This window comes from Mesorhizobium sp. W050, from assembly GCF_054719535.1.
Genome location: NZ_JBTTIH010000001.1, coordinates 4,931,661 through 4,957,444, shown reverse-complemented (window position 1 = coordinate 4,957,444; position 25,784 = coordinate 4,931,661). Strand labels below are relative to the sequence as shown.

Genomic DNA, 25,784 nt, shown 5'->3' with positions numbered 1-25,784 from the left:
GATAAAATCCAACACGTTTATTTGCAGCGCCCGGACGGGTCGTTGCCGTCGAGAAAACCCATGTCGCGCTGCAGATGCGGCGACAACTCTCGGACGTCGACGTAGCCGCGCCGGCGGTGCACAAGCAGGGAAAATTCATGCACCAGCAGGGAAAACCAGCTCTGCGCCGGGGTCGAATGGAGCTTTTGCTGTACCGTGGTCATGATCTTCAGCCTCCGCTATGCTTGAACTTGATTGATCGTCGACACCAGATATCGGCCTGATTGCCTCTTGCCGCCAATCAAACGTCGATCACGACCCATAAGGAGGGCTTATGCCCGATCTCAAGGCACCACAGCTCGCCCAGTTGCCGCCGCTGCAGGCAATCAGGGTGTTCGAAGCCGTCGCGCGGCATCTCTCCTTCACCAAGGCCGCGCAGGAACTCGGCATGACGCAGGCCGCCGCCAGCTACCAGATCAAGCTTCTGGAAGAGCGCATCGGTTCGCCGCTGTTCCTGCGCCAGCCGCGCCAGATTGTGCTGACGGAACCCGGCCAGCGCCTGGCGCCCGCCGTCAGCGAGGCGTTCAGCCTGCTCTCAAGCGCCTATTCCGCCGCGCGTGGGGGCGCCGATGGTGTGCTGTGCGTCTCGACGCTGCTGACCTTTGCCTCGAACTGGCTGGCGCAGCACCTCGGCTCCTTCCAGGTCGCGCATCCGTCGCTGGCGGTGCGCGTCGATACCTCGAACAGGGTGATCGATTTTGCCCGCGAGGACATGGACATCGCTATCCGCTCCGGCAGCGGCAAGTGGCATGGAGTGGAGACCCATCTTTTGTTCAAGGCCGATTTCACCCCGGTGCTGAGCCCGGCACTCGCTGCCACCATAGGTGGCGTCCACGAACCCGCCGACCTGTTCAAGCTGCCCATTCTCGATCCCGGCGACATCTGGTGGCGGGAATGGTTCGCCCTTGCCGGCGTCCCGGCGGACGAACTTGCCAGGCGCACCGGCACCAGCATGGGCGCGCAGGCCTATGAGGCGAACGCGGCCATCGCCGGCCATGGTGTTGCGATCCTGACCACCGCATTGTTCAAGACCGAGCTCGCCGCCGGCCGCCTGATCCAGCCCTTCGACCTGGTCGGCGACGACGGCCACGCCTATTGGCTGGTCTACCCGACGGCGCGTCGCAACGTGCCGAAGATAAAAGCCTTCCGGGACTGGATCCTGGCCGAGATCGCCTGCGCCTGAGGGCGAGCGATTCGCGGATTGATTTCCGAGATGCAAAGCGAGCCATGGATCCGCGACGAATGCTCGCTTTCGCGGACAAACAGCTGCGATCGGGCCACTCGGTTAACCAAGCTTGACAAAAACGCTGTCGATATCACTCGCCCGGCATAGGCTTGTGCTTGTGACGACCCAATTGAGCAGGATCAATCGTCTGCAGATTGAAACAGGGTCGATCAGCCGGCTGATGAAAGTCTATCGCGTCGAAGAAATCGAAAACAACACCGTGCGCACGACGCAGGTGATCGAAGCATTTACGCCGTTTCAAGCTGCCGTGAAGGTAATCGGCCGGGAAGTTAGGCTGCGCAAGGACGAGCCCAGCTGGATCCAGGTGACGGAAGTGCTGACCAGAGCCAAGCAAACACGCGACGGCAGGGTTTTCGAATATTCCGTGGGAAGCTACCCGTCCCACGGCTGACGGGCTGGGCCCATGATTGGGTTGCGATGGGTCGGCATCAACCCGCTCTCACATCCCGTGCAAACAGCTTCCCAAATCCATTCAATATCCTCTACGCGCGCAATGTCGCGCACCTGCCCCGTGTGCTGCGCTGCAGCATCGAATCCGGCTTGACATAATTAACACCAAGTGAGTAATTGCCCATTACCAAGGCAAATGCTCATCTTGGTTCATGGGAGGAATTTGATGAAACTGCGCACGCTCACTTTGGGCTTGTTGTCGGCCAGCGCTTTCGCTTTTGCCGCACACGCCGAATCCATCACCATCGCCACGGTCAACAATGGCGACATGGTCCGCATGCAAAAGCTGACGGACGACTTCACCAAGGCGAACCCCGACATCCAGCTGAACTGGGTCACGCTCGAAGAGAACGTGCTGCGCGAGCGCGTCACCACCGACATCGCAACCAAGGGCGGCCAGTATGACGTGATGACGATCGGCACCTACGAGGTTCCGATCTGGGCCAAGCAGAGCTGGCTGTTGCCGCTCGACAAGCTCGGCGACGACTATGACGCCAAGGACATCATCCCGGCCATCGCCGGCGGCCTGTCGGTCGACGGCAAGCTCTATGCCGCGCCCTTCTACGGCGAAAGCTCCTTCGTCATGTACCGCAAGGACTTGATCGAGAAGGCCGGGCTGACCATGCCCGACGCCCCGACCTGGGACTTCATCAAGCAGGCCGCCGACAAGATGACCGACCGCGCCAATGGCGTGAACGGCGTTTGCCTGCGCGGCAAGGCCGGCTGGGGCGAGAACATGGCCTTCCTCACCGCCATGTCGAACTCCTTCGGCGCCCGCTGGTTCGACGAGAACTGGAAGCCGCAGTTCGACCAGCCGGAATGGAAGAACACGCTGCAGTTCTATGTCGACCTGATGAAGGCCGACGGTCCCGAGGGCGCCTCGTCCAACGGCTTCAACGAAAACCTGGCGCTGTTCCAGCAGGGCAAGTGCGGCATGTGGATCGACGCCACCGTCGCCGCCTCCTTCGTCTCCGACCCGAAGAACTCGACCGTCGCGGACAAGGTCGGCTACGCACTGGCCCCCGACAATGGTCTGGGCAAGCGCGGCAACTGGCTCTGGGCCTGGTCGCTGGCGATCCCCGCAGGCACGCAGAAGGCGGAATCCGCCCAGAAGTTCGTCTCATGGGCAACCAGCAAGCACTATGCCGAACTGGTCGCTTCCAAGGAAGGCTGGGCCAACGTTCCTCCGGGAACGCGTTCCTCGCTCTACGCCAATCCCGAGTACCAGAAGGCGGCCCCGTTCGCCAAGATGACGCTGGACTCGATCAATGCCGCCGATCCGGCGCATCCGACGGTCAAGCCGGTGCCCTATGTCGGTGTGCAGTTCGTCGCCATTCCTGAGTTCCAGGGCCTCGGCACAACCGTTGGCCAGCTGTTCTCGGCGGCGCTCGCCGGCCAGACCAGCGTAGACGACGCGCTCAAGCAGGCGCAGGACGCCGCCACGGCGACCATGACCGAAGGCGGTTATATCAAGTAAGGCTCCTCCCGGTGCCGAACGCCGGTCGCCTCCTGACCGGCGATGGCCGCCCGAGTCCCAGTTCGGGCGGCCGCTTTTTCCCCGCTGTGAAAATTCAGTCCGACTAGTGAAGGGTGACCGTCATGGCTACTCAGCAGACCCGTTCGCTTGCCCGCTTTATGTTGGCGCCATCCGTGGTGCTGCTGTTCGTCTGGATGATCGTGCCGCTGGCACTCACGATCTGGTTCTCCTTCCAGCAGTACAATCCGCTCAATCCGATCCGCGACGGGTTTGTCTGGTTCTCGAATTACTCGCTGTTCTATTCCAACCCGGCATTCCTGCAGTCGATCCTCAACACGCTGGTCCTGGTGGGCAGCGTGCTGCTGATCACCGTCATCGGAGGCATCATGCTGGCGCTGTTGATCGATCAGCCGATGTGGGGACAGGGGATCGTCCGCATCCTCGTCATCTCTCCGTTCTTCGTCATGCCGCCGGTGGCTGCACTTGTCTGGAAGAACATGATCATGCACCCGCAATACGGCGTCTTTGCCGACATTGCGCGCTTCTTCGGCGCCCAGCCAATCGACTGGTTCGGGCAGCACCCGATGCTGGCCATCATCATCATCGTCGCCTGGCAATGGCTGCCCTTCGCAACGCTGATCCTTTTGACCGCCCTGCAGTCGCTCGACGGCGAGCAGAAGGAAGCCGCCGAGATGGACGGCGCCGGCTTCGTCAGCCGCTTCATCTATCTGACGCTGCCGCACATGTCGCGCGCCATCACCGTCGTCATCCTGATCCAGACCATCTTCCTGCTGTCGGTCTATGCCGAAATCCTGGTCACCACCAATGGCGGACCCGGCTATGCCTCCACCAACCTGCCCTTCCTCGTCTACCAGAAGGCATTGCTGGAGTTCAAAATCGGCCAGGCATCGGCCGGCGGTGTCATCGCCGTCATTCTCGCCAACATCGTCGCCTTCTTCGCCATGCGCGCGGTCGGCAAGAACCTGGACAAGTAAGGGAGGATACGATGGCACGTGCAGTCACCACCCAACACAAGGTCATTGCGACAGGCGCCGCCTGGATCGTCGCGCTGCTGATCTTCTTCCCGATCCTCTACACGATCATCACCTCGTTCAAGTCGGAGCAGGAGGCCATCCAGGGCTTCGCGCTGATCCCGTCGGGGACGTTCGAGAGCTATACCGAGGTCCAGGCGCAGAGCGGCTACTTCAAGTTCTTCTTCAACTCGGTGCTGCTCTCGGTCGGCTCGACCATCCTGGCCCTGATCGTCGCGGTTCCGGCCGCCTGGTCGATGGCCTTCTCGCCGGGCAAGTGGACCAAGGACATCCTGATGTGGATGCTCTCGACCAAGATGATGCCGGCGGTTGCCGTGCTGTTCCCGATCTACCTCATCTTCCGCGATGCCGGACTGCTCGACAGCCGCATCGGCCTGATGATCATGCTGATGCTGATCAACCTGCCGATCGTGATCTGGATGCTCTACACCTACTTCCGCGAAATCCCCGGCGAAATCCTGGAGGCGGCACGCATGGACGGCGCCACCCTGTGGGGCGAGATCGTCTATGTGCTGACCCCCATGGCCGTGCCGGGCATCGCATCGACCATGCTGCTCAACATCATCCTGGCGTGGAACGAAGCGTTCTGGACCATCCGCCTGACCACCACCGAGGCGGCGCCGCTGACGGCCTTCATCAGTTCGTTCTCAAGCCCGCAAGGCCTGTTCTGGGCCAAGCTTTCGGCGGCCTCGACGCTGGCCATCGCCCCCATCCTGATCATGGGCTGGTTCAGCCAGAAGCAGCTGGTGCGCGGCCTGACATTCGGCGCGGTAAAATAACGGACGTTGCCTGAAGCAATCCGGCCAAATAACCCCTCGGGGAGGAAACCATGGGAAACATCACGCTCAAGAACGTCTCCAAGCATTTCGGATCGACGGTCATCATTCCAGGCCTCGACCTGGTCATCGAGAATGGCGAGTTCGTCGTCTTCGTCGGGCCGTCGGGTTGCGGCAAGTCCACGTTGCTGCGCCTCATCGCCGGGCTCGAGGACACCAGCGGGGGCACCATCAACATCGATGGCCGTGACGTCACCGGCGAGGCGCCGGCCAAGCGCAAGCTGGCCATGGTATTCCAGTCCTATGCGCTCTATCCGCATATGACGGTGGCCAAGAACATCGGCTTCCCGCTGAAGATGGCGGGCGAGGATGTGGCGACGATCGACAAGAAGGTGAAGGACGCAGCCCGGGTCCTCAACCTCACCAACTATCTCGAACGCCGGCCGGGCCAGCTCTCCGGCGGCCAGCGGCAACGCGTCGCCATCGGCCGCGCCATCGTGCGCCAGCCCTCGGCCTTCCTGTTCGACGAGCCGCTGTCCAACCTCGATGCCGCACTGCGCGGCACCATGCGGCTCGAAATCAGCGAGCTGCACCACCAGCTCAAGACGACGATGGTCTACGTCACCCACGACCAGATCGAGGCCATGACCATGGCCGACAAGATCGTCGTGCTCAACGCCGGCAACATCGAACAGGTCGGCTCGCCGATGGAACTCTACAAGTCGCCGAAGAACCTGTTCGTGGCGGGCTTCATCGGTTCGCCGAAAATGAACCTGATCGAAGGTGCGCCGGCGGCCAAATACAACGCCAAGACCATCGGCATCCGTCCCGAGCATATGGGGATATCGACCACGGCGGGTGACTGGAAAGCCCTTGTCGGCGTCGCCGAGCATCTGGGCTCCGACACCTTCCTGCATGTCCAGGCCGACGGCGTCGGTCCGCTGACGGTACGCGCCGATGGCGAACTGGCCGTACGCCATGGCGACACCATCTATTTGACGCCGGACAAGGTCCGCATGCATCGCTTCGGCCCCGACGGAAAGGCGCTGACGCAGTGAGGCTGAAAGGCAAATCGGCGCTGGTCACCGGATCAGCACGCGGCATCGGCAAGGCCTTCGCCGAAGCTTATGTGCGTGAGGGTGCGACCGTCGCCATTGCCGATATCAATCTGGCGGCTGCCGAAAAGACAGCCTCCGAGATCGGCGCCAACGCCTATCCGGTCAGGCTCGACGTCAGCGACCTCGCTTCGATCCAGGCGGCGGTCAATGCGGTCGAAACAAAGACCGGCGGCCTCGACATCCTGATCAACAACGCTGCCTTGTTCGACCTGGCGCCGATCGTCGAGATCACCAGAGCAAGCTACGACAACCTGTTCTCCGTCAACGTCGCCGGCACCTTGTTCATGCTGCAGGCAGCGGCGCGTTCGATGATCGCAAGGGGCAAGGGCGGCAAGATCATCAACATCGCCAGCCAGGCAGGACGGCGCGGCGAGCCGCTGGTCGCCGTCTATTGCGCCACCAAGGCCGCGGTGATTTCGCTGACCCAGTCCGCCGGGCTCGATCTGATCAAGCACCGCATCAACGTCAATGGCATCGCGCCCGGCGTCGTCGACAGCGACATGTGGGATGAGGTCGATGCGCTGTTCGCCAAATATGAGAACCGGGCGAAGGGCGAGAAGAAGCGGCTGGTCGGCGAGGGCGTGCCCTATGGCCGCATGGGCAAGCCGGAGGACCTGACCGGCATGGCGGTGTTCCTGGCCAGCGACGACGCCGAATACATCGTCGCCCAGACCTACAATGTCGATGGCGGCCAATGGATGAGTTGATGGGCCGGGATCACGCAGGCCGCAGCCCGGCCAAAAGGGTAGAAAAATGACCGTGAAACTCTCCTCCTCGATCCTCTCGGAACTCCCCGCCAAGGTCGCCGGTCCGAAATACGACCGCGCTGCGCTCAAACCCGGTATCGTGCATTTCGGCGTCGGCAATTTCCATCGCTCGCATCAGGCGGTCTATCTCGACGATCTCTTCAATGCAGGCATCGGCCATGACTGGGCGCTGGTCGGCGCCGGGGTCTTCGAGGGCGAAAAAATCGGCCGTTCCAAGCTGCAGGAGCAGGACTGGCTGACCACCGTGGTCGAGCAGGATTTCGACCATATGAGCGCCCGCGTCACCGGCGTCATGATCGACTTCCTGACGCCCGGCGATGCCGATGCCATCATCGACCAGCTCGCCGATCCGGCGATCAAGATCGTCTCGCTGACCATCACGGAAGGCGGTTATTTCATCGATCCGGCCTCCGGCAAGTTCAACCCGACCCACCCCGACATCGTCGCCGACGCACAGGCAGGCACGACGCCGAAGACGGTGTTCGGCCTCATCCTTGCGGGCCTGATGCGCCGCCGGGCCGACGGCATCGTGCCGTTCACCGTCATGTCCTGCGACAACATCCCTCACAATGGCCATGTCACCTCGGATGGCGTCATCGGCCTCGCCCGGCTGATCGACGAGGATCTGGCAAACTGGGTCAGCGACAATGTCGCCTTTCCCAACGGCATGGTCGACCGCATCACCCCCGCCACCTCCGACCGCGAGCGCGGTATTCTCGCCACCGAGTTCGGCCTCGAGGACAACTGGCCGGTGTTCTGCGAGCCGTTCAAGCAATGGGTGCTGGAGGATCATTTCACCGACGGCCGCCCGCCGCTGGAAAAGGTCGGTGTGCAATTCGTGAGGGATGTCGCGCCCTATGAACTGATGAAGATCCGCATCCTCAATGGCGGTCATGCCACGATCGCTTATCCCGCAGGGTTGATGGACATCCATTTCGTCCATGAGGCGATGCAGGAGCCGCTGGTGCGCGGCTTCCTCGCCAAGCTCGAGCATGACGAGATCATCCCGACCGTGCCGCCGGTGCCGGACACCGTGCTGGAGGATTATTACCAGCTCATCGAGCACCGCTTTTCCAACCCCAAGATCGGCGACACCATCCGCCGGCTTTGCCTCGACGGTTCCAACCGGCAGCCGAAATTCATCATCCCGACCATCGCCGACCGGCTGAAAGCCGGGAAGAGCGTTGCGGGTCTCGCGCTGGAATCGGCGCTGTGGTGCCGCTATTGCTTCGGCACCACCGACAGCGGCGCCGACATCGAAGCCAACGACCCGAGCTGGGACCGGCTGCAGGCAACCGCCAAGGCGGCGAAGGATGCGCCCGGCGCCTGGCTTGCGATGGAGGACATCTATGGCGATGTCGGCCGCTCGGCGGCGTTCGCCGAGGCCTTTGCCCATGCGCTCAACGTCTTGTGGGCGAATGGCACGCGCGCGACGCTGACGCGCTACATCTCCGGCAAGCTCTGACGCCAGCCGCAATGACGCCCGAACTGGTCATCTTCGACTGTGACGGCGTGCTGGTCGACAGCGAGGCGCTGTCGGTTTCGGCTCTGCTCGGCATGATCTCTGCCGCCGGGGGCTCGGTCAGCGAGGATGCGGCCTACGAGCATTTCCTCGGCAAGAGCATGAAGAGCGTGCGCGAGATACTTCTTCGCGATTTCACCATCGACATCACCGACGTGCATCTGACCGATATGCGCGTCGAGCTGATGCGCAAATTCCGCGAGGAGCTGAAGCCGATTCCCGGCATCAGCGACATCCTGCCGAGGCTGGGCGTGCCCTGCTGCGTCGCTTCCTCCGGCACGCTCGACCGCATTCGCTATGCGCTCGACGTTACCGGCCTGCTCGGCCTGCTCGAGCCCCATCTGTTCAGCGCTGCCATGGTCGCGCGCGGCAAGCCGGCGCCGGATCTTTTTCTCCATGCCGCCGCTGCCATGGGCGCGCATCCCGGTAATTGCATCGTAATCGAGGACAGCCCTGCCGGCATCGCGGCGGCGCGTGCGGCCGGCATGCGCGTCTTTGCTTTCACCGGCGGTTCGCACGCCGGCAACCCGGCCTTGAAAGCGCGGCTTGCGTCGAGTGAACCGGACTTTATATTCGCGGACATGCTGCAATTGCCCGATCTGATTGCAGGCTAGAGCATGATGCCGAAAAGTGTGAAGCGGTTTTCGGACGACATCATGCTCTACTTCTTTGATTTAGAGACGGATTCAGATTTCAGGTCGAACAGACCTGAAATCATCCGGCTCTAGGGAGCGAGAGTAAAAGCATCTTGACGAAAAGCTTCGTTTGCGCGGTCGATGTCGGCACCGGGAGCGCCCGCGCGGGCATTCTCGACACGTCAGGCACCTTGCTCGGCCGCGCCGAGCATCCGATCGTCATGAACCAGCCGCAGGCCGATCACGCCGAGCACAATTCGCAGGATATCTGGTCGGCTGTGTGCATCGCGGTGCGTGCCGCGCGCGAAAAGGCCGGTGTGTCAGCCGACGATATTGTCGGCATGTCGTTCGACGCCACCTGCTCGCTGGTGGTGCTGGACAGGAATGCCGGCCAGCTCAGCGTCTCGGTGACGGGCGAACGGCGCTGGGACACCATCGTCTGGCTCGACCATCGCGCCATCGCCGAGGCAGATGAATGCACCGATAGCGGCCACGCCGTACTCGACTATATCGGTGGCGTCATGTCGCCGGAAATGGCGACGCCGAAGCTGATGTGGCTGAAGCGCAATCTGCCGGGAACTTGGCATGAAGCCGGCTACCTATTCGACCTCACCGATTTCCTGACCTGGAAGGCGACCGGGTCGCTGGCGCGCTCGCAATGCACGCTGACCGCCAAATGGACCTATCTGGCGCATGAGGAAACCGGCTGGCGCCGTGACTTCTTCGACAGGGTCGGGCTTGGCGATCTGTTCGAACACGGCAGCCTGCCGGAGAAGGCAAGTGCTGTCGGCGCAGACATCGGCACGCTCACCCCTGAAGCGGCGGCGGAGTTGGGCTTGAGCGAAAACTGTCGGGTCGGCGCCGGCGTCATCGATGCCTATGCCGGCGCGCTTGGCGTGCTCGGCGGCTTTGCTGGCGACGAGCAGAATATCGGCCGCCATCTGGCATTGATCGCCGGAACCTCGTCCTGCGTCATGGCGATGTCGCCCGACCCGCAGCCTTTCGCCGGCGTCTGGGGTCCATACTATGGCGCCGCACTGCCAAAACTCTGGCTGTCGGAAGGCGGCCAGTCGGCGACCGGTGCGCTGCTCGACCATATCATCCGCTGGCACGGCGCCGGCGGCGAGCCGGACGCGGCCATGCATGCAAAAATCGCCAGGCGCGTCGCCGAACTGCGCAGCACCGAAGGTGACAAGCTGGCGGCAAGGCTGCATGTGCTGCCGGATTTCCATGGCAACCGCTCGCCGCTTGCCGATCCGCATGCGGTCGGCGTGGTCAGCGGGCTGACGCTGGATTCCTCCTTCGACAGCCTGTGCAAGCTGTATTGGCGCACCGCCGTCGGCATCGCGCTCGGCGTGCGCCATGTGCTGGAGGCGCTGAACGAGAACGGCTATCTCATAGACACGCTGCATGTCACCGGCGGCCACACCAAGAACCCGTTGCTGATGGAGCTCTATGCCGACGCCACCGGCTGCGCGGTGATCGAGCCGCTGGCCGACGAAGCCGTTCTGCTCGGCACCGGCATGGTCGCCGCCACCGCGGCCGGTCTGTTCCCGGACCTGAATGCCGCTTGCGTCGCCATGCAGCAAGGCGGCAGAACCCGCGCTTCGAACCCGGCCGCTTCAGGCCGCTTTGACCGCGACTACAAGGTCTTCCTCGAAATGCACCGCCAGCGGCAGGAGCTCGACGCCATCAGCTAGAGCAATTCCAGGAAAAGCGTGAAACGGTTTTCCGTCCGGAATTGCGTACCAAATCTAGGCCTCCTCTCGCCGGCGCAAGGATGCGCCGGTCGCCGCGTCGAACAGATGCACGCTCTCCTCCTCGAATGTGTAGCGCACAGGCGCGCGCAACGCCGGGCATTCGCGGGCCGATACCAATGCGCCGGCCTCCTTGCCGCCGCAGGCGAACGTCACCAGCGCGTCATTGCCATGGAACTCGATGAGGTCGGCGGTGCCTTGCAGAAGATTGATGCTCTGAGCGCCGGCGGTCTTCAGGTCCGGCGGTCGGATTCCAAGCACGGCGCGCCGGACGCCGCGTAGATCGAAGCCCGAGCCTTCTATGGAGAAGCTCGAGCCGCCGCCTGTCAGCGTCCAGCGTTCGTCCTTCCGCCCGACGGCCACGTCGATGAAATTCATGTTCGGCGTACCGATGAAGCCGGCGACGAACAGATTGCCCGGCTGGCGATAGATCTCCGCAGGCGAGCCGATCTGTTCGATAACGCCATCCCTGAGCAGCACTATCCGGTCGGCCAGCGTCATCGCTTCGAGCTGGTCGTGGGTGACATAGACGGTAGTGGTCTTCAGCAACTGGTGCAGGCGGGCGATTTCGACCCGCATGTGGTTGCGCAGCTTGGCATCGAGATTGGACAGCGGCTCGTCGAACAGGAACACTTTCGGCGTCTTGATCATGGCGCGCGCAATCGCCACGCGCTGCTGCTGGCCGCCGGAAAGTTCGGTCGGCTTGCGGGCGAGGTAAGGTTCGAGGCCGAGCGTCGTTGCCACCGCCTCGACCCGCTTCCGGATCTCGGCCGGGGGCACTTTCTGTCGCTTGAGCCCAAAGGCGATGTTGTCGAAGATCGTCATATGCGGGTAGAGCGCATAGTTCTGGAAAACCATGGCAATGCCGCGCTCGCCGGGCTCGAGATCGTTGACCACTTTGCCGCCGATCGACACTTCCCCGCCGCTGATATCCTCCAGTCCGGCCAGCATCCTGAGCAAGGTCGACTTGCCGCAGCCGGACGGGCCGAGGAATACGACGAATTCGTGCTCCTCGATCGAGAGATTGAGGTCGCGGATGACGGTGGTGGCGCCGTAAGCCTTGTCGACATGGGAGCAAACGATCGCGGACATGGTCAGCCCTTCTCGCCGGTAAGAAGGATTTGCAGCTTGACGTCTTGCGGCTTGCCTTGCGCCGCCCGCTCGAAGGCCTCGATGCTGTCCGAGAAATCATAAGTGCCGGTGATCAGCGGCTTGAGGTCGACCTTCCCCGAGGCGATCAGCTGCAGCGCGCGGTCGAAGATGTTGGCGTAACGGAACACCGTCTCGATGCGCACTTCCTTGGAGATCGCCGCCGGAACGTTGAGAGTGACCGGTTCGACCGGCAGTCCGACCAGCACCACCGCGCCGCCCGGCCGCACGACATCGAACAGGTCGGCGAATGCCTTCGGGCTGCCGCTCGCCTCGAACACGATATCCGCGCCCCAATTGTCGGTCGCGGCGGAGACTGCGTCGACCAGCGATTGGTCGCCGATATTGACCGGCACGATGCCGGGATATTGCGCGGCAATCTTGAGCTTGGGTGCGGAAAAATCGGAGATCAGCACCTTCGAGCAGCCGCCGGCCAGCGCCGCCAGCGCGATCATGATGCCGATCGGGCCGCAGCCGACGACGACGGCGACGTCGCCCGGCACGATGCGGGCGCGGCTCGCCGCCTGCATGCCGATGGCAAAGGGTTCGACCATCGCGCCTTCGGCGAAGGTGACATTGTCCGGCAGTCTGTAGGTGAAGGCGGCCGGGTGCACGGCATAGGGCGCCAGCACGCCATGCACAGGCGGCGTCGCCCAGAAGGAGACGTCAGGGTCGACATTGTAGATGCCGAGCCTCGTCGCGCGCGACGACAGGTTCGGCACGCCCGGCTCCATGCAGACGCGGTCGCCGACCTTCAGCGTGCCGACAATGGCGCCGATCTCGACGATCGTTCCCGCGGCTTCGTGGCCGAGCACCATCGGGGCCCGCACGACATAGCTGCCGATGGCGCCATGGGTGTAATAGTGCACGTCGCTGCCGCAGACGCCGACCGTGTGGATGGCGATCTTGACATCGCCCGGTCCGACGTCGAGCGGCAGCGCGATCTCGCGCAGCGACAGTTCGCCTTTTTTCTCAAGCACCAGTGCCCGCATAGGTAAGTCCTCGCATCAAGTCTTTTTTTGCCGGAAAACGGAATTCAGGAAGCCGCTGAGCACGCCCAGGAACAGCAGCGGCGGTAGCGACAACAGCACGACCGAGGCGTTGAGGATTCCCCACGGCACGTTCATGCCTTGCTGTGAAAGTTCGGAAGCGACGATCGGCAATGTCTTGGCGTTGGAACTGGACAGCATCAGCGCGATCAGGAATTCGTTCCACACCAGCACGAAGCTGAAGGCGACGGCGCCGATCAGCGAGCGCGCCGCTACCGGCAGCGCAATGCGCCAGAACACCGAGTAAGCGCCGTAGCCGTCGAGGAAAGCGGCTTCCTCGATTTCCTTAGGCACGGCCTGGAAGGCGGGAATGGCGAGCCACATGATCACCGAGATGGTGAGCAGCGAATAGGTGACGATCAGCGCCGGCAAGGTGTCGTAGAGCCCGATCTGCAGCCAGATCACCATCAGCGGAATGGCGACTGCCACCGGGGGCAGGAAGCGCAGCGACAACACGAAGAACTGGATGTCGCCAGCGAAGCGATTGGGATAGCGCGCCACCGCATAGGCTGCCGGAAGGCCGAGCATGACGCCGATCAGCACGGCGACGCCGCAGGAAATGACCGAGTTATAGAGACCGGTCATTACGCTGTCGCGGCCGATGATGTAGCTGATATTGTCGAAGGTCGGGGTAAACACCAGGCGCGGCACGCGGGTGATGATGTCGACATTGTTCTTCAGCGAATTGACCGCCGTCCAGGCGAGCGGAAACACCGCCATGAAGCCGGCGAAGGCCAGGATGATCTTGCCGATGAGGCGCCCCGGTCTCATGCGATACGGCCTCATGCCTGCACCCGCTTCCACAGCATGGTGAAGGTGATGACGGTCGCGATCATCATCAGCACCGCCATGGCCGAGGCATAGGACACCTTGCCGGATTCGATGAAGCCTTGCGAGAAGGCGTACATGTCGAGCGTCTCGGTCGCCACGCCCGGCCCGCCGCGCGTCATCACATAAATCAGGTCGAAGGAGCGCAGCGATTCGATCATTTTGACGAACATCAGGCTGATCAGCGGCGCCTTCAGCATAGGCAAGGTCACATAGGCATGGATCTGCCAGCGTTTGGCGTGGTCGAGCCGCGCCGCTTCGATCGGCTGCGGCGGCAAGGTCTCCAGAAGCTTCAGCACGATGACCGCGAAGAACAGTCCCCACTGCCAGACATCGACCGAGGCGACGGCAAACAGGGCCGTCGACGGCTTCGACAGCGGGTCGAAGATCAGCCCGCCGGTGATCAGCCTGTAGGGATAGGTGGCGATGCCGTAGAGCGGATGATAGGCAAACTTCCACACGAAGGCCGCCGAGACACGCGGCAACAGAACCGGGATGATGAACAGCAGGCAGTAGATGTTGCGCAGCCGCGGCGACGCTACTTCGAACATCAGCACGCCGAGCCCGATCGCCACCATCATCGTCGCCACCACGGTGACGATTTCCCACTTCACCGAAACCCAGACCGCGTTGAGGAAACGCCGGTCGGCGAACAGGTCGATGAAGTTCGACAGCCAGACCCAGGAATAGTCCGACGAGCTCAGCTCGCGGTTCTGCAGCGCAATGACGATGGCGTACAGCGTCGGCACCATCGACAGCACCAGAAGAATGGCGAGCGTCGGAACCAGAAACGTCACGGGCAGGGAAGAGCGTCGGCGCATTGCCTATCCTCGGGCTGTGCCTTTTTGGGGAGAACCCGCGGCGCACAGTCCCGGCATCCAGTCGAATGCCGTGGACCGCGCGCCGGGGGCGGGAGGATTACTTCTTCTTCACCAGCTCGTTGGCGTAGGCCTCGAGTTCGTCGAGGCCGCCCTTGACGTCGGTGCGCGTGCCGGTGACCAGCTCTTCCAGGATGATGCCCCAGCGGTCGCCGAGATCCGGCCAGCGCGGATCCTGCCAGAAGTTCACCGCCGTCACCTTGCCGGTATCCGCAAGCGCCTGGCCGAGATCGGCGCCATAGATGTCGGCGAACTCCTTGCTGGACAGCACGCTGGTGCGGTTGAGCTCGCCGAATTGGTGCGCGTCGAGCCGGCGCTTCTCGTTCTCCTTCGACGTCGCCCAGGCGATGAACAGGCCGGCGCATTGCTTCGCGGCGTCATCGGCATTGGCCTTGGCGGCGATGGCGAGGCCGTGGCCGTAGCCGCCGCCGGTCAGTGGCGAGGGCGGCGGCAGGAAGCCGATCTTGCCGACCACTTGCGAGGTCTTCGGGTCGACCGCCATGCCCGACAGCGGCGTCGATTCGACCAAGATGGCAACCTGGCCCGACAGGAAGGCGCCGGTCGATTCATCCCAGCTGCCGGTCTGCGTGCCGGGCGCTGAAGCCTTGAACAGTTTAAGATAGGTCTCGGTCGCTTTGACCGCGGCCTCGGAGTTGAAAGCCGGCTTGTCACCGTCGAACCATTTTCCGCCATAGGCCTTGAAGAACGGCATCCAGCGCCAGACATTGGCGCCCGAGCCACGCGCGCCGCGCAGCGCGATGCCGTACATGCCCTTGTCGGGATCGGTCAGCTTCGGCACGTCGGCGATCAACTCGTCCAGCGTCTTCGGCGGCTGGATGCCGGCGGCTTCCAGAATGTCCTTGCGGTAGACCATCAGGTCGCCGCCGCCGGTCAGCGGCGCGAACCACACCTTGCCGTCATAGGTGGCGACCTTCTGCCGGCCCGGGTCGAAATCGGCGTAGTCGTAGTCAGCCGGGTAATAGTCGGTGAGCGGCACGATCCATTTCGACGAGGCGAACAGCGCCACATTGGCTTCGTCGACATAGTAGACGTTGTAGTTGCCCACCGTGGACGCATCGGCGCGCGATTTTGCCCGGCGGTCGTTCTCGTTGAGATAGTCGATCTGGAAGCTGGCGCCGGCCAGTTTCTGGAACTCGTCCTTGGACGCTTCCAGCAGCGTCAGCCCGTCACGCGGTTGCGCCAGCACCTTGACCGGCGCCGAGCAGACCGGCGCCGCCAGCGCCATGGTCGAGAGGGTCGTGGTAAGCATGAAAGCTGCGCTTATGCTCGCAGCGAGCCGAATTGGTTTCATTGATTTACTCCTCCAGGAACAGTCGCAGGAAGCGGAAGTCTTCGGTTGCGCGATCCTCGCCATCGCCCGAGCGACAAGCCACCCATCGCCAAAATGAGGAGTTGCTAAAGGCCGCGCTAGAAGCCCCGTTGCAGCAGACCTGTACTTTTATGCATTGTGCGCTGCAAAATCCGGCCCGCCTGCACGGCCTCTGTCACATGAGTACCGATGGAGTGAGGAAGGCCGGTTTTCAGGCGCGCATCGTCATCCGCTGCTTCGACAGCTTGCGGTAGGATGACGGCGTCATCCGGTGCTTGCGCAGGAAGGCGCGGTTGAAGTTGGAGATGTTCATGTAGCCGACCTGGAAGCAGATGTCGGTGATCGGAATATCGGTGTCCGCCAGCAGCTTGCAGGCTTGCCAGAGCCGGAGCTTGGCGATGTGGTCGCTGAAACTGTTGCCGGTGTTTTTCTGGAAGAAGCGCGAAAACGTGCTTTCGCTCATCCCCGCCAGCTCCGCCGCCTCCGGCAGCTTCAGGTCCTCGGCGAAGTGCTGGAAGAGATAGGTCAGCGTGCGCTGGATGATGTCCAGCGAGGTTGCGTCGAGCGCGGGTGAGAAATCCGGCGAGGACAAAAGCTCGTATTCGTCTGTCCTGGCCAGCAAATCGACCAGTTCGAGGAAGAGGCAAAACCGGGCGAGCCCGTGCACCGTGCCCATCCGTTCCATCAGCGCGGCGCCTTCGAGCGCGGCGCGGCCATGGAAGACCATGCCGCGCAGCGATCGCTCCAGGAACGGTTCCAGTTCGCGCAGCTCCGGCAGGAGTCCCGCCGAGCCGCGCAGCCGCTGCGGATCGAATTGCAGCACGATGTCGCGTCCTTCGATCAGCTCGCCGGGTTGCACCGATGTCACCCAGTCATGCGGCAGCCCGCCGCCGACGATGCTCAGGTAGCCCGGCCCGAATTCGCCGATGTGATCGCCGACCAGCGCGACCCCGGAAGACTTCCTCAGGAGATGGATCTCGTATTCCGGATGAAAATTCCAGACATTGCGCTCCCAGGGATAGTCGTCGAGCCGCCACAGGAAACTGTCGCTCGCCTCGGTGACGATGTGCTCGAAAGCCGGCACCGTGCGAGGGATCGCGGCCGTGTTCTTTCTGCGCCTGAATGCCATCGTCTGCTCTCCGGGGCGTATGAGGAAGCGACTGGTTTCGGGTAATCCGTAGCAGTCTGTCGCCCGCAAGTGAACGATGTCTGCCTCAGCGATTTCAACGCCGGCTCTCGATGATCTCAATGAAGCGGGCGAACAGCCCGGCCTGGGATTTGATGCCGAGTTTGCGATGGATGTTGCGGCGATGGACCTTCACCGTTCCCGGCACGATGCGCATGGCTCTTGCGATCGACTCGGTGGAATGCCCCTGCAGCACCAGATCGACGACATGCTTTTCGCGCGGGGTCAGCGACAGGCTTTCCCAAATGTGGGCGCGGTCGAACTCGTTGACGGCGGCGATCGTCTCGCCCTGCTCCGCTTCGTCCTGCTCCTCGGCCGCAAGTGCGGGCCAGCGCAACCGGGCGAAGTTGATGACCGCCGGCGCCATGTCGCGCAGCAGCCTGGCATCGGCGGTGCCGAAGGGACCCGAGGCGTGCAATCGCATCAGCGACAGCACCAGCGCATCCTTGCCGGGCAGCGGCACGAAGAAGCCGACCTCCTCGGCCAGCCTTGTCTGGCTATAGTAGGTGCGAAAATACTCGCTGGCATAGAAGCGGTCGGGCGCCAGTTCGCGCATGCGCCAGAACCCCTCCTTGCGCTCCACCGCCGCGTGATGAAATGGGTCGAGCAGATAAGGTCCTTCCTGATAGAGCGTGACGAAGACATGGCTCTCGGCCGGCGAGAAGGTTTCGAACAGCAGCGGCGGTCGCGAGGCGCCGCGGTAACCGAAGATCACGCAGTGGTCGAAGCCGACATGCTGGCTCAACCAGCCGACCATTGCCTTGCCGAACAGGTCGCCGCTCGTCTCCCGTGTCGCCGCGACAAGGGCTGCGAGCCGGCTGTATTCGTCGCTGCGGGACGCACTCAAAATATACCCCCTTAAACGAGAAAATAGATCAGATATACCACCAGCGAGGTATATACTAGCCGCCATTGGCTCTGGTAGCGTCCTGAAATAGCCCTGTTGCTGGAGCCAGCACTTTGACCGCAGTGCCCGACATCGAGTTTCGCGGCGTCACCAAGCGCTATGGCGCCGTGACCGCTGTCAGCGGCATCGATCTGGCTGTGCCGCCCTCCGCCTTTGTCGCCCTTCTCGGACCGTCCGGCTGCGGCAAGACCACATGCCTGCGCATGATCGGCGGCTTCGAGCAGCCGAGCGAAGGCCAGGTGTTCATCCGTGGCCGGGACATGGCCGGAACGCCACCCTATCGTCGGCCGGTCAACATGGTGTTCCAGCAATACGCGCTGTTTCCGCACCTCGATGTGGAAGCCAATGTGTCCTACGGGCTGCGCCAGGCACGGCCACGCCTGTCGTCGCAGGAAATCGGCCGGCGCGCCGGCGAGGCGCTCGAAATGGTGCGGCTCGCCGGCTATGGCCGCCGCAAGATCCACGAACTCTCCGGCGGCCAGCAGCAGCGCGTCGCGCTGGCGCGCGCACTGGTCAACAAGCCGGCGGTGCTGTTGCTCGACGAGCCGCTGGCGGCGCTCGACAAGAAACTGCGCACCGATATGCAGATCGAGTTGCAGAACCTGCAGCGCGAGATCGGCATCACCTTCGTGCTGGTCACCCACGACCAGGAGGAAGCGCTGTCGATGAGCGACTTCGTCTGCGTCATGAATGGCGGCCGCATCGTACAGCTCGGCCAGCCGAGCGAGATCTATGACGAGCCGGCCGACCTGTTCGTCGCCGACTTCGTCGGAAAGACCAATCTGTTGAGCGGCAAGGTTGCCGGGCATACAGGCGATCTTGTCAATGTGGCGCTGGCGGACGGAACCGTCATTGCCGCGCGCAAACGAACCGCCTTGCAGCAGGGCGAGACCGTTTCTGTCAGCCTGCGTCCTGAATCGCTAAGCCTCGGCGCCACCAAAGGCAGCCCTTTCAAGGGCATCGTGCGCAACCGGATCTTCTTGGGCTCGACGGCGGAATACGCCATCGAGGTGCAGGGCATCGGAACGCTGCTGGCCAAAGCCGACCATGTGATCGGCCATGGCAACCTCTTCAAGCCGGGTGAACCCGTCGCCATCGGCTTTGCCTCCGGGACGCCGCTGGCGTTTCCGGAGACCAAGAACAACGGGACCAACCAGAGGGTAGCAAAAAATGTCGAAATCATATCGTGACGGACTGCCGATTAGCCCTGAGAACTTCGTCGACCAGCTGATGCGCCTGAAGCGCGGCTCGATCGGCCGCCGCGACTTCCTCCGCCTCACCGGCCTTGGCATCGCAACCGCGGTGATGGCGCGCGAGCTCGGCATCATGCCGACGCCGGCCTTCGCCGCCGAAAACCTCGGCGACCGCATGTCGATCGCCACCTGGCCGAACTATCACGACCCGCAGACCTTCGAGAATTTCAAGAAGGACACCGGCGTCGCCGTCGAGGTCAACGTGTTCGGCTCCAATGAGGAGATGCTGGCCAAGCTGCAGGCCGGCGCCTCGGGCTGGAGCCTGTTCGTGCCGACCAACTACACGATCTCGACCTACAAGAAACTCGGCATCATCGATCCGCTCGACATGGCCAAGCTGCCGAATTTCGACAGCTCCCAGGAGGACCCGCGCTTCACCTCGGAAGGCACGATCGACGGCACGACCTACGCGGTGCCGAAGAACTGGGGCACCACGGGCTTTGCCGTCAACGCCAAGAAGCTGGCCAAGCCGATGACCAGCTGGAAGGAATTCTGGGACGTCGCCATGGCCGAGGGCGATGGCCGCACCATGGTGCACGACTACCAGCTGACCACCATCGGCAACGCGCTGAAATATTACGGCTATTCCTTCAACTCGCTGAAGCAGGATGAACTTGCCAAGGCCGAGGAACTGCTGCTCAAGGTCAAGCCGCATCTGTTCGCGGTCTCTTCGGACTACCAGCCGGGAATGCGGGCGGGCGACGCCTGGATGACCATGTGCTGGACGAATGACGGCGCGCAGCTGCATCGCGATATTCCAGAGATCGCCTATGTCTTGGGCAAGGAGGGCGGCGAAATCTGGACCGATTTCTACGCCATCCCGAAGGACGCGCCGAACAAGCCGGCCGGCTATGCCTTGCTCAATTATCTGATGACCCCGGAGGTTGCTGTGAAGGAGCATCTCGCCAATGGCGCGCCCTCGACCGACGCGCGGGTCAACAAACTGCTGCCCAAGGAAGTGCTCGACAATCCGATCCTTTACCCGGCGGCCGACCTGTTGACACCGCTGGAGTTTGGTGCGGCGGCGACGCTGACCGACCCCGGCCGCGCCGAACTGATGGCGCGCTTCAAGTCGGCTTGAGGCTGGCCTGACGCAAACGGAAAACCGGCGGGCCTATGTCCGCCGGCATCGGGGCGGTTTCCATGCACGGCAACAGATTTCGGCATAACATCCTGACAGCGCTGCTGCTCGCTCCGGCTACAGCGTGGCTGGTGGTGTTTTTGGTGTTGCCGTTCATCGCCATTGCCGTGTTCAGCGTCGGCGAGCGGGCGCCGGAGGGCGGCTATCAGGCCACCTTCACGCTGGCGCAATACGCCAATCTCCCGGCAAGGGCGACCGCCTTCTGGAACACGATGATGCTGGCGCCTGTGGGCGCGCTTGCCTGCCTGCTCGTCGCCTACCCGGTTGCCTACTATCTCGCCCTGAAGGCGCCGCAACGCTGGCGACTGATCCTGCTTGCGCTCGTCGTCATTCCGTTCTGGACCAGCCTTTTGATGCGCACCTATGCCTGGATGTACATTCTGGGCGGACGCGGCATTCCCGCACTGCTGGCCTTTGTCGGCATCGAGGATGTCAGGTTGATCAACACGCCGGGCGCCGTGCTGCTCGGTATCGTCTACGGCTATTTGCCCCTCATGATCCTGCCGATCTATGTCAGTCTCGAGCGGCTCGACCGAAGGCTGCTGGAAGCCTCCGCCGATCTCGGCGCGACCCCGCTCTCAACCTTTCTGGGGGTGACGCTGAAGCTGTCGCTGCCGGGCGTGATGACCGGCTTCTCGCTGGTCATGATCCTGCTGCTCGGAGAATACCTGATCCCGACGCTGCTTGGCGGCGGCAAGGTGTTCTTCATCGGCAATGCGCTGGTCGACCTGTTCCTGCAGTCGCGCAACTGGCCGTTCGGATCGGCCATCGCCATCACGCTGGTGGCGGTTTCGGTGGTGGTTCTGATCGCGGCAAACCGCATTTCGACACGGGTGTCGGGCGCCCGCAGGGTGGATCTGATCTGATGCGCGCCTTCGTCACAGCCGTCTTCGCCTTCCTCTATCTGCCGATCGCGTTGGTCGTGCTGTTTTCCTTCAACGCCGGCCGCCATGCCAGCGAGTTCACCGGCTTTTCGGTGCAGTGGTACGGCACGGCGCTGTCGAACCCGTTCCTGGTCGAGGCGTTGAAGAACAGCCTGTTCATCGCCACCACCAGCGCCCTTCTGGCGGCGGTGTGCGGCACGGCGGCGGCACTCGGCCTGGCGCGGGTGGGGCTCAGAACCCGCGCCGTCTTCGACGCGCTGATGGGTGCCGCGATCGTCGTTCCCGGCGTCGTCATCGGCATCTCGACGCTTGTCGCGCTGGTCCAGCTGTTTGGCGTGCTCAACCCGTTCCTCGCCTCGATCTGGCCAAACGACCAGCCGCCGCGCCTGTCGCTCGGCTATGGATCGATCATCGCCGCCCACGGCCTGTTTTCGATGGCGTTGGTGACGATAATCGTCGGCACGCGTCTCGCCAGCCTCGACCGCAACCTGGTCGAGGCCTCGAGCGATCTCTACGCCACGCCGCTGACGACGTTTCGCTCGATCGTGCTGCCGCAGATCATGCCGGCGGTGATCGCCGGCTTCCTGCTCGCCTTCACCTTCTCCTTCGACGATTTCATCGTCGCCTTCTTCGTCGCCGGCGCGCAGACGACGCTGCCGATCTATGTCTTCGCCTCGATCCGGCGCGGCGTGACGCCGGAAATCAACGCCATCGCCACCATCGTGCTCGTCGCCTCGGTTCTTCTGGTAGTGCTTGCCCAATGGCAGCTGCGCCAGCGCCAGCCGTCAAACTGAACAAGCCATCCAGCTGAAAGACAAATTCATGATCCTTAGAGACCGCATCGCCGTGGTGACGGGCGCCGGTTCCGGCATCGGCCGCGCCGGCGCCATGATCATGGCCAGGGAAGGCGCGCTGGTGGTCATCGCCGACCGGGATAAGACCAGCGGCGAGGCGACAGCGGCGAGTATCCGCGCGGCTGGCGGGCAGGCCGAGTCCATTGTCACCGACGTCTCTGACGACGCGGCGGTAGGGCAGCTCATCACAGGCACTCTCGGCAAGTATGGCCGCATCGACATTCTGCACAATCACGCCGGCATCCAGGTCGGCGGCACGCTGACCGAGGTCGAGGTCGATGGTATGGATGCGTCCTGGCGCATCAATGTACGGGCGCAGTTTCTGGCCGCGCGGCTGGTCATGCCGGCAATGGTCGCGCAAGGCGGCGGCGTCATCCTCAACACGGCTTCGAATTCGGGCGTCTTCTACGACCGCGAGATGATCGCCTATGCCACGTCCAAACATGCCGTGGTGGCGATGACCAGGCAGATGTCGCTCGACTATGCCCGGCACAATGTGCGCGTCAACGCGCTCTGCCCCGGCTGGGTCGACACCCCCTTCAACGAACCGTTCATCGCCCAGATGGGCGGACGCGAGGCGATCGAAACCTATGTCCGCACCAAGATTCCGATGGGCCGCTGGGCGAGCGCCGAAGAGATCGCAGAAGCGATCCTGTTCCTCGTCTCCGACCGCTCATCCTTCATGACCGGCCAGGCACTGGTGATCGACGGCGGCGAAAGCATCGGCTGATCTAGAGCAATTCCAGGAAAAGTGTGTAACGGTTTTCCGTCCGGAATTGCGTAAAACAAATAAGGGCAGCCGGATAGGAGGGTTCCCGCTTCTGGCTCAATCGCCGGCTGCCCGTCCTCCCTTGCCTTCATGCCGCATTTCGTCCAATAGAACGACGCAAACGCTGCGAAACCGAAGGTTTTGCCGTTTGGAAGTGCGGCTTCCGGCCTCGTTGCCGACGCGCCGCAATCGGAAAGAGCAGGACAATGTCTGCGATCGAAGCCGGCGCTCGTGCGCCGGAAAATCTTTGGCGTCAGGAAATCAGGGCGACGCTGGCGCTGGCCTGGCCGATGGTGCTGACCAATCTCGGCCAGACCGCGATGACCGCCACCGACGTCATGATGATGGGGCGTCTGGGCGCGGACACGCTGGCCAGCGGCGCGCTCGGCGCCAACCTCTATTTCATGCCGCTGATCTTCGGCCTCGGCCTGATGCTGGCGACCTCGCCGATGATCGCCACCGAGCTTGGCCGCCGCCGATATTCGGTGCGCGATTTGCGCCGCACCGTGCGGCAAGGGCTGTGGCTGGCGATCCTGATCTCGATCCCGATCTGGATGGTGCTGTGGCATGGCGAGGCCATTCTGCTGGCCATGGGCCAGGAGCCGGCATTGGCACATCAGGCCGGCATCTATCTGCGCTGGCTGGAATGGGCGGTGCTACCGTTCTACGGCTATATCGTGCTGCGCTCGTTCATCTCGGCGCTGGAGCGGCCAGGCTGGGCGTTGGTCATCGTTTTCGTCGCCGTCGCCTGCAACGTCTTTTTCAACTGGGTGTTCATGTTCGGCAATCTCGGCGTCACCTCGATGGGCATTGCCGGTTCGGGGCTGGCGACCACGCTGTCGAGCACGCTGATGTTCTGCGGCCTGGCAGCCGTGGTGATGCTGGAGAAGAAGTTCCGCCGCTACCGCCTGTTCGGCCGCTTCTGGCGCTCCGACTGGCCGCGTTTCAAGGGTCTGCTGCGGCTCGGCATGCCGATCGCCGGCATCCTCGCCTTCGAGGTGACGATCTTCAACGCCGCAGCCCTGCTGATGGGCCTGATCGATGCGGATTCGCTCGCCGCGCACGCCATCGCCATCCAGATCGCCTCGATCTCCTTCATGGTGCCGCTCGGTCTCAACCAGGCCGTCACCGTGCGCGTCGGGCTGGCCCACGGCGCCGGCAATCCGGCAGGCGTTTCGCGCGCCGGCTGGACCGCCTTCGTCATCGGCGTCTCGTCCATGGCGCTGATGGCGCTGGTGATGGTGCTGTGGCCGCATCTGTTGATCGGCGCCTTCATCGACATGACCGATCCGGCCAATGCCAGGGTGATCGCGCTGGCCGTGTCGTTCCTGGCCTTTGCCGCGTTGTTCCAGATCTTCGACGGCGCGCAGGCTGTTGCCGCCGGCATGCTGCGCGGCCTGCACGACACCAAGGTGCCGATGATCTATGCCGCCATCGGCTATTGGGGCATCGGCCTGCCGCTCGGCGTGCTGCTCGCCTTCCATTTCGGCCTGCACGGCGTCGGCATTTGGATCGGCCTGGCGTCAGGTCTGGCCGTGGTGGCGGTGCTGCTGCTCGCGCGCTGGCTGCGGCGAGACCGCATCGCACCGCCGCTCGTCTTCAGCCATTGAAGACGCACCAAGCGGTCCGCCAACTGCCCGAAGCAGTCACTGCAGAGCAGATGTCTGGTGTCGCCTTTTGGACCGGAAGCGGCCGAACGCTTCGGGCGTGGGACCTTCAAAAGCGGACTCTCAGTTCGACGCGAGCATCGTTGCGAGTGAACGATCCCAGACTCTCGCTGCTTTTCAGAACCGGGTAGAACGCTCTGCCGGTTGGGGCGACTTCAAGCCGTGGCAAGAGCATTCCGGATTGGCCGGAAGTCGCGCCGCGGTCTCCAGCGCAACCCGCGAGGCTGTCATAGAGAGGCTCGGCAGCACGTGCTCCTGCAGCAATTTCTGGCGCTCGCGGTCCATATAGTCGTTGAAGCCGGCCGTGACGAACGCCAGGGGCACGAAACAGGCGCCGATCTCGCGCGATAAGGTGGCCTCAGGGGCGATCGAATGGTTGAGCACGTCCGCTCCCATGTTTCGATACGCCAGAGCTTCGGCGGGAGTTGTCAGTCGCGGCCCGTAGCAGTGGGCAGCCACCAACTGCTGCTCGATGCCATGGACGCGGCATTCGGCTGGCCAATGGCGCCGGGCGGTCTCGGCCAACAACGCCGCACATCTTGGACATACGATCTGCTTGCCCGAGCAGTCGAAGCTCTGGCGGCCAGGCAGAAGTGAAAACGGGGTCTGCGACAGTTCGATGATATCGGCGTTTACGACTATGTCGCCGGGCTGGATCGCCTTGTTGACGGCGCCAACAGTCGAGCAGGCCAGCACTTGCCTTACACCCGCTTTCATCAAGACCCAGAACGCGCGGCGATGACAGGAATGGTCGATATGGTCTCGGGGATTGCCGTGCGAATACATGCACAGGGCACGTTTCGTTTTGCCCTCGACGGTAATAGATGCATCGAATTCGAGCAGTTTCCAATTGTCGCTGGGACCGAAAGGGGTTTCGAAACTCATGTCTCGTTGCAAGGTGCGGACGCCATCGACTTCGACATCTTCCGGAAAGGCGAGCCCCCAATTCGCCGAGCCGGTGATGATTGCCAACCCCACCTGGGGTATGTCCGTTGAATGATCCGCCAGATCGTCGGCTGCATGATGATTGTTGGGCATGTTTCCAATCTC

25 protein-coding genes are annotated in these 25,784 nt (G+C 63.0%); 16 read left to right on the top strand and 9 right to left on the bottom strand.

The features are described from left to right. Positions 1-17 precede the first annotated feature (17 nt). On the bottom strand, positions 18-203 hold the full coding sequence (locus ACYG9Y_RS23780) for a hypothetical protein (protein ID WP_023671244.1): 186 nt from the start codon (positions 201-203) through the stop codon (positions 18-20). Between the two features lie 110 nt (positions 204-313). Between ACYG9Y_RS23780 and ACYG9Y_RS23775 the strand changes: the two genes are divergently transcribed. The 10 genes from ACYG9Y_RS23775 to ACYG9Y_RS23730 all read left to right on the top strand — a co-directional run bounded on the left by ACYG9Y_RS23775 (position 314) and on the right by ACYG9Y_RS23730 (position 10,782). Beyond that, positions 314-1,222: a LysR substrate-binding domain-containing protein gene (locus ACYG9Y_RS23775; protein ID WP_023739716.1), complete on the top strand. Its 909-nt coding sequence runs from the start codon at positions 314-316 to the stop codon at positions 1,220-1,222. A gap of 172 nt (positions 1,223-1,394) precedes the next feature. After that, on the top strand, positions 1,395-1,676 hold the full coding sequence (locus ACYG9Y_RS23770; protein WP_023739715.1) for a hypothetical protein: 282 nt from the start codon (positions 1,395-1,397) through the stop codon (positions 1,674-1,676). 225 nt (positions 1,677-1,901) lie between these two features. Then, a complete protein-coding gene (locus ACYG9Y_RS23765) occupies positions 1,902-3,212 on the top strand; it encodes an ABC transporter substrate-binding protein (RefSeq protein WP_023739714.1) in 1,311 nt (436 codons plus the stop codon). A 122-nt stretch (positions 3,213-3,334) separates the two neighbouring features. Further along, on the top strand, positions 3,335-4,207 hold the full coding sequence (locus ACYG9Y_RS23760) for a carbohydrate ABC transporter permease (RefSeq protein ID WP_023671249.1): 873 nt from the start codon (positions 3,335-3,337) through the stop codon (positions 4,205-4,207). Between the two features lie 11 nt (positions 4,208-4,218). Then, positions 4,219-5,043, top strand: coding sequence for a carbohydrate ABC transporter permease (locus tag ACYG9Y_RS23755; RefSeq protein WP_023671250.1), 825 nt, complete (start codon positions 4,219-4,221; stop codon positions 5,041-5,043). Between the two features lie 50 nt (positions 5,044-5,093). Next, positions 5,094-6,098, top strand: coding sequence for an ABC transporter ATP-binding protein (locus ACYG9Y_RS23750; RefSeq protein ID WP_023689168.1), 1,005 nt, complete (start codon positions 5,094-5,096; stop codon positions 6,096-6,098). Further along, entirely contained in the window at positions 6,095-6,865 is a 771-nt protein-coding gene (locus ACYG9Y_RS23745; RefSeq protein WP_023739713.1) for an L-iditol 2-dehydrogenase, read from the top strand. The genes ACYG9Y_RS23750 and ACYG9Y_RS23745 overlap by 4 nt, the downstream gene beginning before the upstream one ends. A gap of 46 nt (positions 6,866-6,911) precedes the next feature. Further along, entirely contained in the window at positions 6,912-8,390 is a 1,479-nt protein-coding gene (locus tag ACYG9Y_RS23740; protein WP_023739712.1) for a mannitol dehydrogenase family protein, read from the top strand. Between the two features lie 11 nt (positions 8,391-8,401). Continuing rightward, entirely contained in the window at positions 8,402-9,061 is a 660-nt protein-coding gene (locus tag ACYG9Y_RS23735) for an HAD family hydrolase (RefSeq protein WP_023689170.1), read from the top strand. Between the two features lie 134 nt (positions 9,062-9,195). Continuing rightward, complete coding sequence (locus ACYG9Y_RS23730; RefSeq protein ID WP_023736918.1) at positions 9,196-10,782, top strand: FGGY-family carbohydrate kinase; 1,587 nt, start codon at positions 9,196-9,198, stop codon at positions 10,780-10,782. Between the two features lie 54 nt (positions 10,783-10,836). Here the strand turns inward: ACYG9Y_RS23730 and ACYG9Y_RS23725 are convergent, their stop codons facing one another. The 7 genes from ACYG9Y_RS23725 to ACYG9Y_RS23695 form a co-directional block, all read right to left on the bottom strand. Then, entirely contained in the window at positions 10,837-11,931 is a 1,095-nt protein-coding gene (locus ACYG9Y_RS23725; RefSeq protein ID WP_023739711.1) for an ABC transporter ATP-binding protein, read from the bottom strand. Between the two features lie 2 nt (positions 11,932-11,933). Beyond that, a complete protein-coding gene (locus tag ACYG9Y_RS23720; protein ID WP_023739710.1) occupies positions 11,934-12,980 on the bottom strand; it encodes an NAD(P)-dependent alcohol dehydrogenase in 1,047 nt (348 codons plus the stop codon). A gap of 15 nt (positions 12,981-12,995) precedes the next feature. Continuing rightward, positions 12,996-13,808 (bottom strand): carbohydrate ABC transporter permease, encoded by an 813-nt coding sequence (locus ACYG9Y_RS23715; RefSeq protein ID WP_023689174.1) that lies wholly within the window; start codon positions 13,806-13,808, stop codon positions 12,996-12,998. A gap of 11 nt (positions 13,809-13,819) precedes the next feature. Continuing rightward, positions 13,820-14,686 carry a carbohydrate ABC transporter permease gene (locus ACYG9Y_RS23710; RefSeq protein ID WP_023683583.1) on the bottom strand — a complete coding sequence of 289 codons (867 nt, stop codon included), beginning with the start codon at positions 14,684-14,686 and terminating at the stop codon, positions 13,820-13,822. Between the two features lie 97 nt (positions 14,687-14,783). Next, complete coding sequence (locus ACYG9Y_RS23705; RefSeq protein ID WP_023739709.1) at positions 14,784-16,055, bottom strand: ABC transporter substrate-binding protein; 1,272 nt, start codon at positions 16,053-16,055, stop codon at positions 14,784-14,786. A 229-nt stretch (positions 16,056-16,284) separates the two neighbouring features. Then, complete coding sequence (locus tag ACYG9Y_RS23700) at positions 16,285-17,202, bottom strand: AraC family transcriptional regulator (RefSeq protein ID WP_023736914.1); 918 nt, start codon at positions 17,200-17,202, stop codon at positions 16,285-16,287. 94 nt (positions 17,203-17,296) lie between these two features. Next, positions 17,297-18,106: a helix-turn-helix transcriptional regulator gene (locus tag ACYG9Y_RS23695; RefSeq protein WP_023693096.1), complete on the bottom strand. Its 810-nt coding sequence runs from the start codon at positions 18,104-18,106 to the stop codon at positions 17,297-17,299. A 113-nt stretch (positions 18,107-18,219) separates the two neighbouring features. Here ACYG9Y_RS23695 and ACYG9Y_RS23690 point away from each other — a divergent pair, with 113 nt between their 5' ends. From ACYG9Y_RS23690 to ACYG9Y_RS23665, 6 genes are all read left to right on the top strand, one after another. Next, positions 18,220-19,356: an ABC transporter ATP-binding protein gene (locus ACYG9Y_RS23690; RefSeq protein WP_023700452.1), complete on the top strand. Its 1,137-nt coding sequence runs from the start codon at positions 18,220-18,222 to the stop codon at positions 19,354-19,356. Beyond that, the gene (locus tag ACYG9Y_RS23685) at positions 19,337-20,500 is read left to right on the top strand and encodes an ABC transporter substrate-binding protein (protein WP_023739708.1); all 1,164 of its coding nucleotides are present in this window, start codon (positions 19,337-19,339) and stop codon (positions 20,498-20,500) included. The genes ACYG9Y_RS23690 and ACYG9Y_RS23685 overlap by 20 nt, the downstream gene beginning before the upstream one ends. Before the next feature lie 62 nt (positions 20,501-20,562). Next, positions 20,563-21,426 (top strand): ABC transporter permease, encoded by an 864-nt coding sequence (locus ACYG9Y_RS23680; RefSeq protein WP_023739707.1) that lies wholly within the window; start codon positions 20,563-20,565, stop codon positions 21,424-21,426. Then, complete coding sequence (locus ACYG9Y_RS23675) at positions 21,426-22,238, top strand: ABC transporter permease (protein ID WP_023683576.1); 813 nt, start codon at positions 21,426-21,428, stop codon at positions 22,236-22,238. The genes ACYG9Y_RS23680 and ACYG9Y_RS23675 overlap by 1 nt, the downstream gene beginning before the upstream one ends. A 28-nt stretch (positions 22,239-22,266) precedes the next feature. Continuing rightward, on the top strand, positions 22,267-23,028 hold the full coding sequence (locus tag ACYG9Y_RS23670) for an SDR family NAD(P)-dependent oxidoreductase (protein ID WP_023739706.1): 762 nt from the start codon (positions 22,267-22,269) through the stop codon (positions 23,026-23,028). A gap of 245 nt (positions 23,029-23,273) precedes the next feature. Next, complete coding sequence (locus ACYG9Y_RS23665) at positions 23,274-24,677, top strand: MATE family efflux transporter (RefSeq protein ID WP_023739705.1); 1,404 nt, start codon at positions 23,274-23,276, stop codon at positions 24,675-24,677. A gap of 174 nt (positions 24,678-24,851) precedes the next feature. Here ACYG9Y_RS23665 and ACYG9Y_RS23660 read toward each other — a convergent pair whose 3' ends face one another. Beyond that, positions 24,852-25,772, bottom strand: coding sequence for a phosphorylase family protein (locus ACYG9Y_RS23660; RefSeq protein WP_023700447.1), 921 nt, complete (start codon positions 25,770-25,772; stop codon positions 24,852-24,854). Positions 25,773-25,784: the final 12 nt, after the last annotated feature.

What these genes read in the sequence shown, in the direction of transcription:
- ACYG9Y_RS23780 (WP_023671244.1), bottom strand. Translation starts at nt 203, where the DNA reads ATGACCACGGTACAGCAAAAGCTCCATTCGACCCCGGCGCAGAGCTGG.
- ACYG9Y_RS23775 (WP_023739716.1), top strand. Translation starts at nt 314, where the DNA reads ATGCCCGATCTCAAGGCACCACAGCTCGCCCAGTTGCCGCCGCTGCAG.
- ACYG9Y_RS23765 (WP_023739714.1), top strand. Translation starts at nt 1,902, where the DNA reads ATGAAACTGCGCACGCTCACTTTGGGCTTGTTGTCGGCCAGCGCTTTC.
- ACYG9Y_RS23760 (WP_023671249.1), top strand. Translation starts at nt 3,335, where the DNA reads ATGGCTACTCAGCAGACCCGTTCGCTTGCCCGCTTTATGTTGGCGCCA.
- ACYG9Y_RS23755 (WP_023671250.1), top strand. Translation starts at nt 4,219, where the DNA reads ATGGCACGTGCAGTCACCACCCAACACAAGGTCATTGCGACAGGCGCC.
- ACYG9Y_RS23750 (WP_023689168.1), top strand. Translation starts at nt 5,094, where the DNA reads ATGGGAAACATCACGCTCAAGAACGTCTCCAAGCATTTCGGATCGACG.
- ACYG9Y_RS23740 (WP_023739712.1), top strand. Translation starts at nt 6,912, where the DNA reads ATGACCGTGAAACTCTCCTCCTCGATCCTCTCGGAACTCCCCGCCAAG.
- ACYG9Y_RS23735 (WP_023689170.1), top strand. Translation starts at nt 8,402, where the DNA reads ATGACGCCCGAACTGGTCATCTTCGACTGTGACGGCGTGCTGGTCGAC.
- ACYG9Y_RS23725 (WP_023739711.1), bottom strand. Translation starts at nt 11,931, where the DNA reads ATGTCCGCGATCGTTTGCTCCCATGTCGACAAGGCTTACGGCGCCACC.
- ACYG9Y_RS23720 (WP_023739710.1), bottom strand. Translation starts at nt 12,980, where the DNA reads ATGCGGGCACTGGTGCTTGAGAAAAAAGGCGAACTGTCGCTGCGCGAG.
- ACYG9Y_RS23715 (WP_023689174.1), bottom strand. Translation starts at nt 13,808, where the DNA reads ATGAGACCGGGGCGCCTCATCGGCAAGATCATCCTGGCCTTCGCCGGC.
- ACYG9Y_RS23710 (WP_023683583.1), bottom strand. Translation starts at nt 14,686, where the DNA reads ATGCGCCGACGCTCTTCCCTGCCCGTGACGTTTCTGGTTCCGACGCTC.
- ACYG9Y_RS23705 (WP_023739709.1), bottom strand. Translation starts at nt 16,055, where the DNA reads ATGAAACCAATTCGGCTCGCTGCGAGCATAAGCGCAGCTTTCATGCTT.
- ACYG9Y_RS23700 (WP_023736914.1), bottom strand. Translation starts at nt 17,202, where the DNA reads ATGGCATTCAGGCGCAGAAAGAACACGGCCGCGATCCCTCGCACGGTG.
- ACYG9Y_RS23685 (WP_023739708.1), top strand. Translation starts at nt 19,337, where the DNA reads ATGTCGAAATCATATCGTGACGGACTGCCGATTAGCCCTGAGAACTTC.
- ACYG9Y_RS23680 (WP_023739707.1), top strand. Translation starts at nt 20,563, where the DNA reads ATGCACGGCAACAGATTTCGGCATAACATCCTGACAGCGCTGCTGCTC.
- ACYG9Y_RS23675 (WP_023683576.1), top strand. Translation starts at nt 21,426, where the DNA reads ATGCGCGCCTTCGTCACAGCCGTCTTCGCCTTCCTCTATCTGCCGATC.
- ACYG9Y_RS23670 (WP_023739706.1), top strand. Translation starts at nt 22,267, where the DNA reads ATGATCCTTAGAGACCGCATCGCCGTGGTGACGGGCGCCGGTTCCGGC.
- ACYG9Y_RS23665 (WP_023739705.1), top strand. Translation starts at nt 23,274, where the DNA reads ATGTCTGCGATCGAAGCCGGCGCTCGTGCGCCGGAAAATCTTTGGCGT.
- ACYG9Y_RS23660 (WP_023700447.1), bottom strand. Translation starts at nt 25,772, where the DNA reads ATGCCCAACAATCATCATGCAGCCGACGATCTGGCGGATCATTCAACG.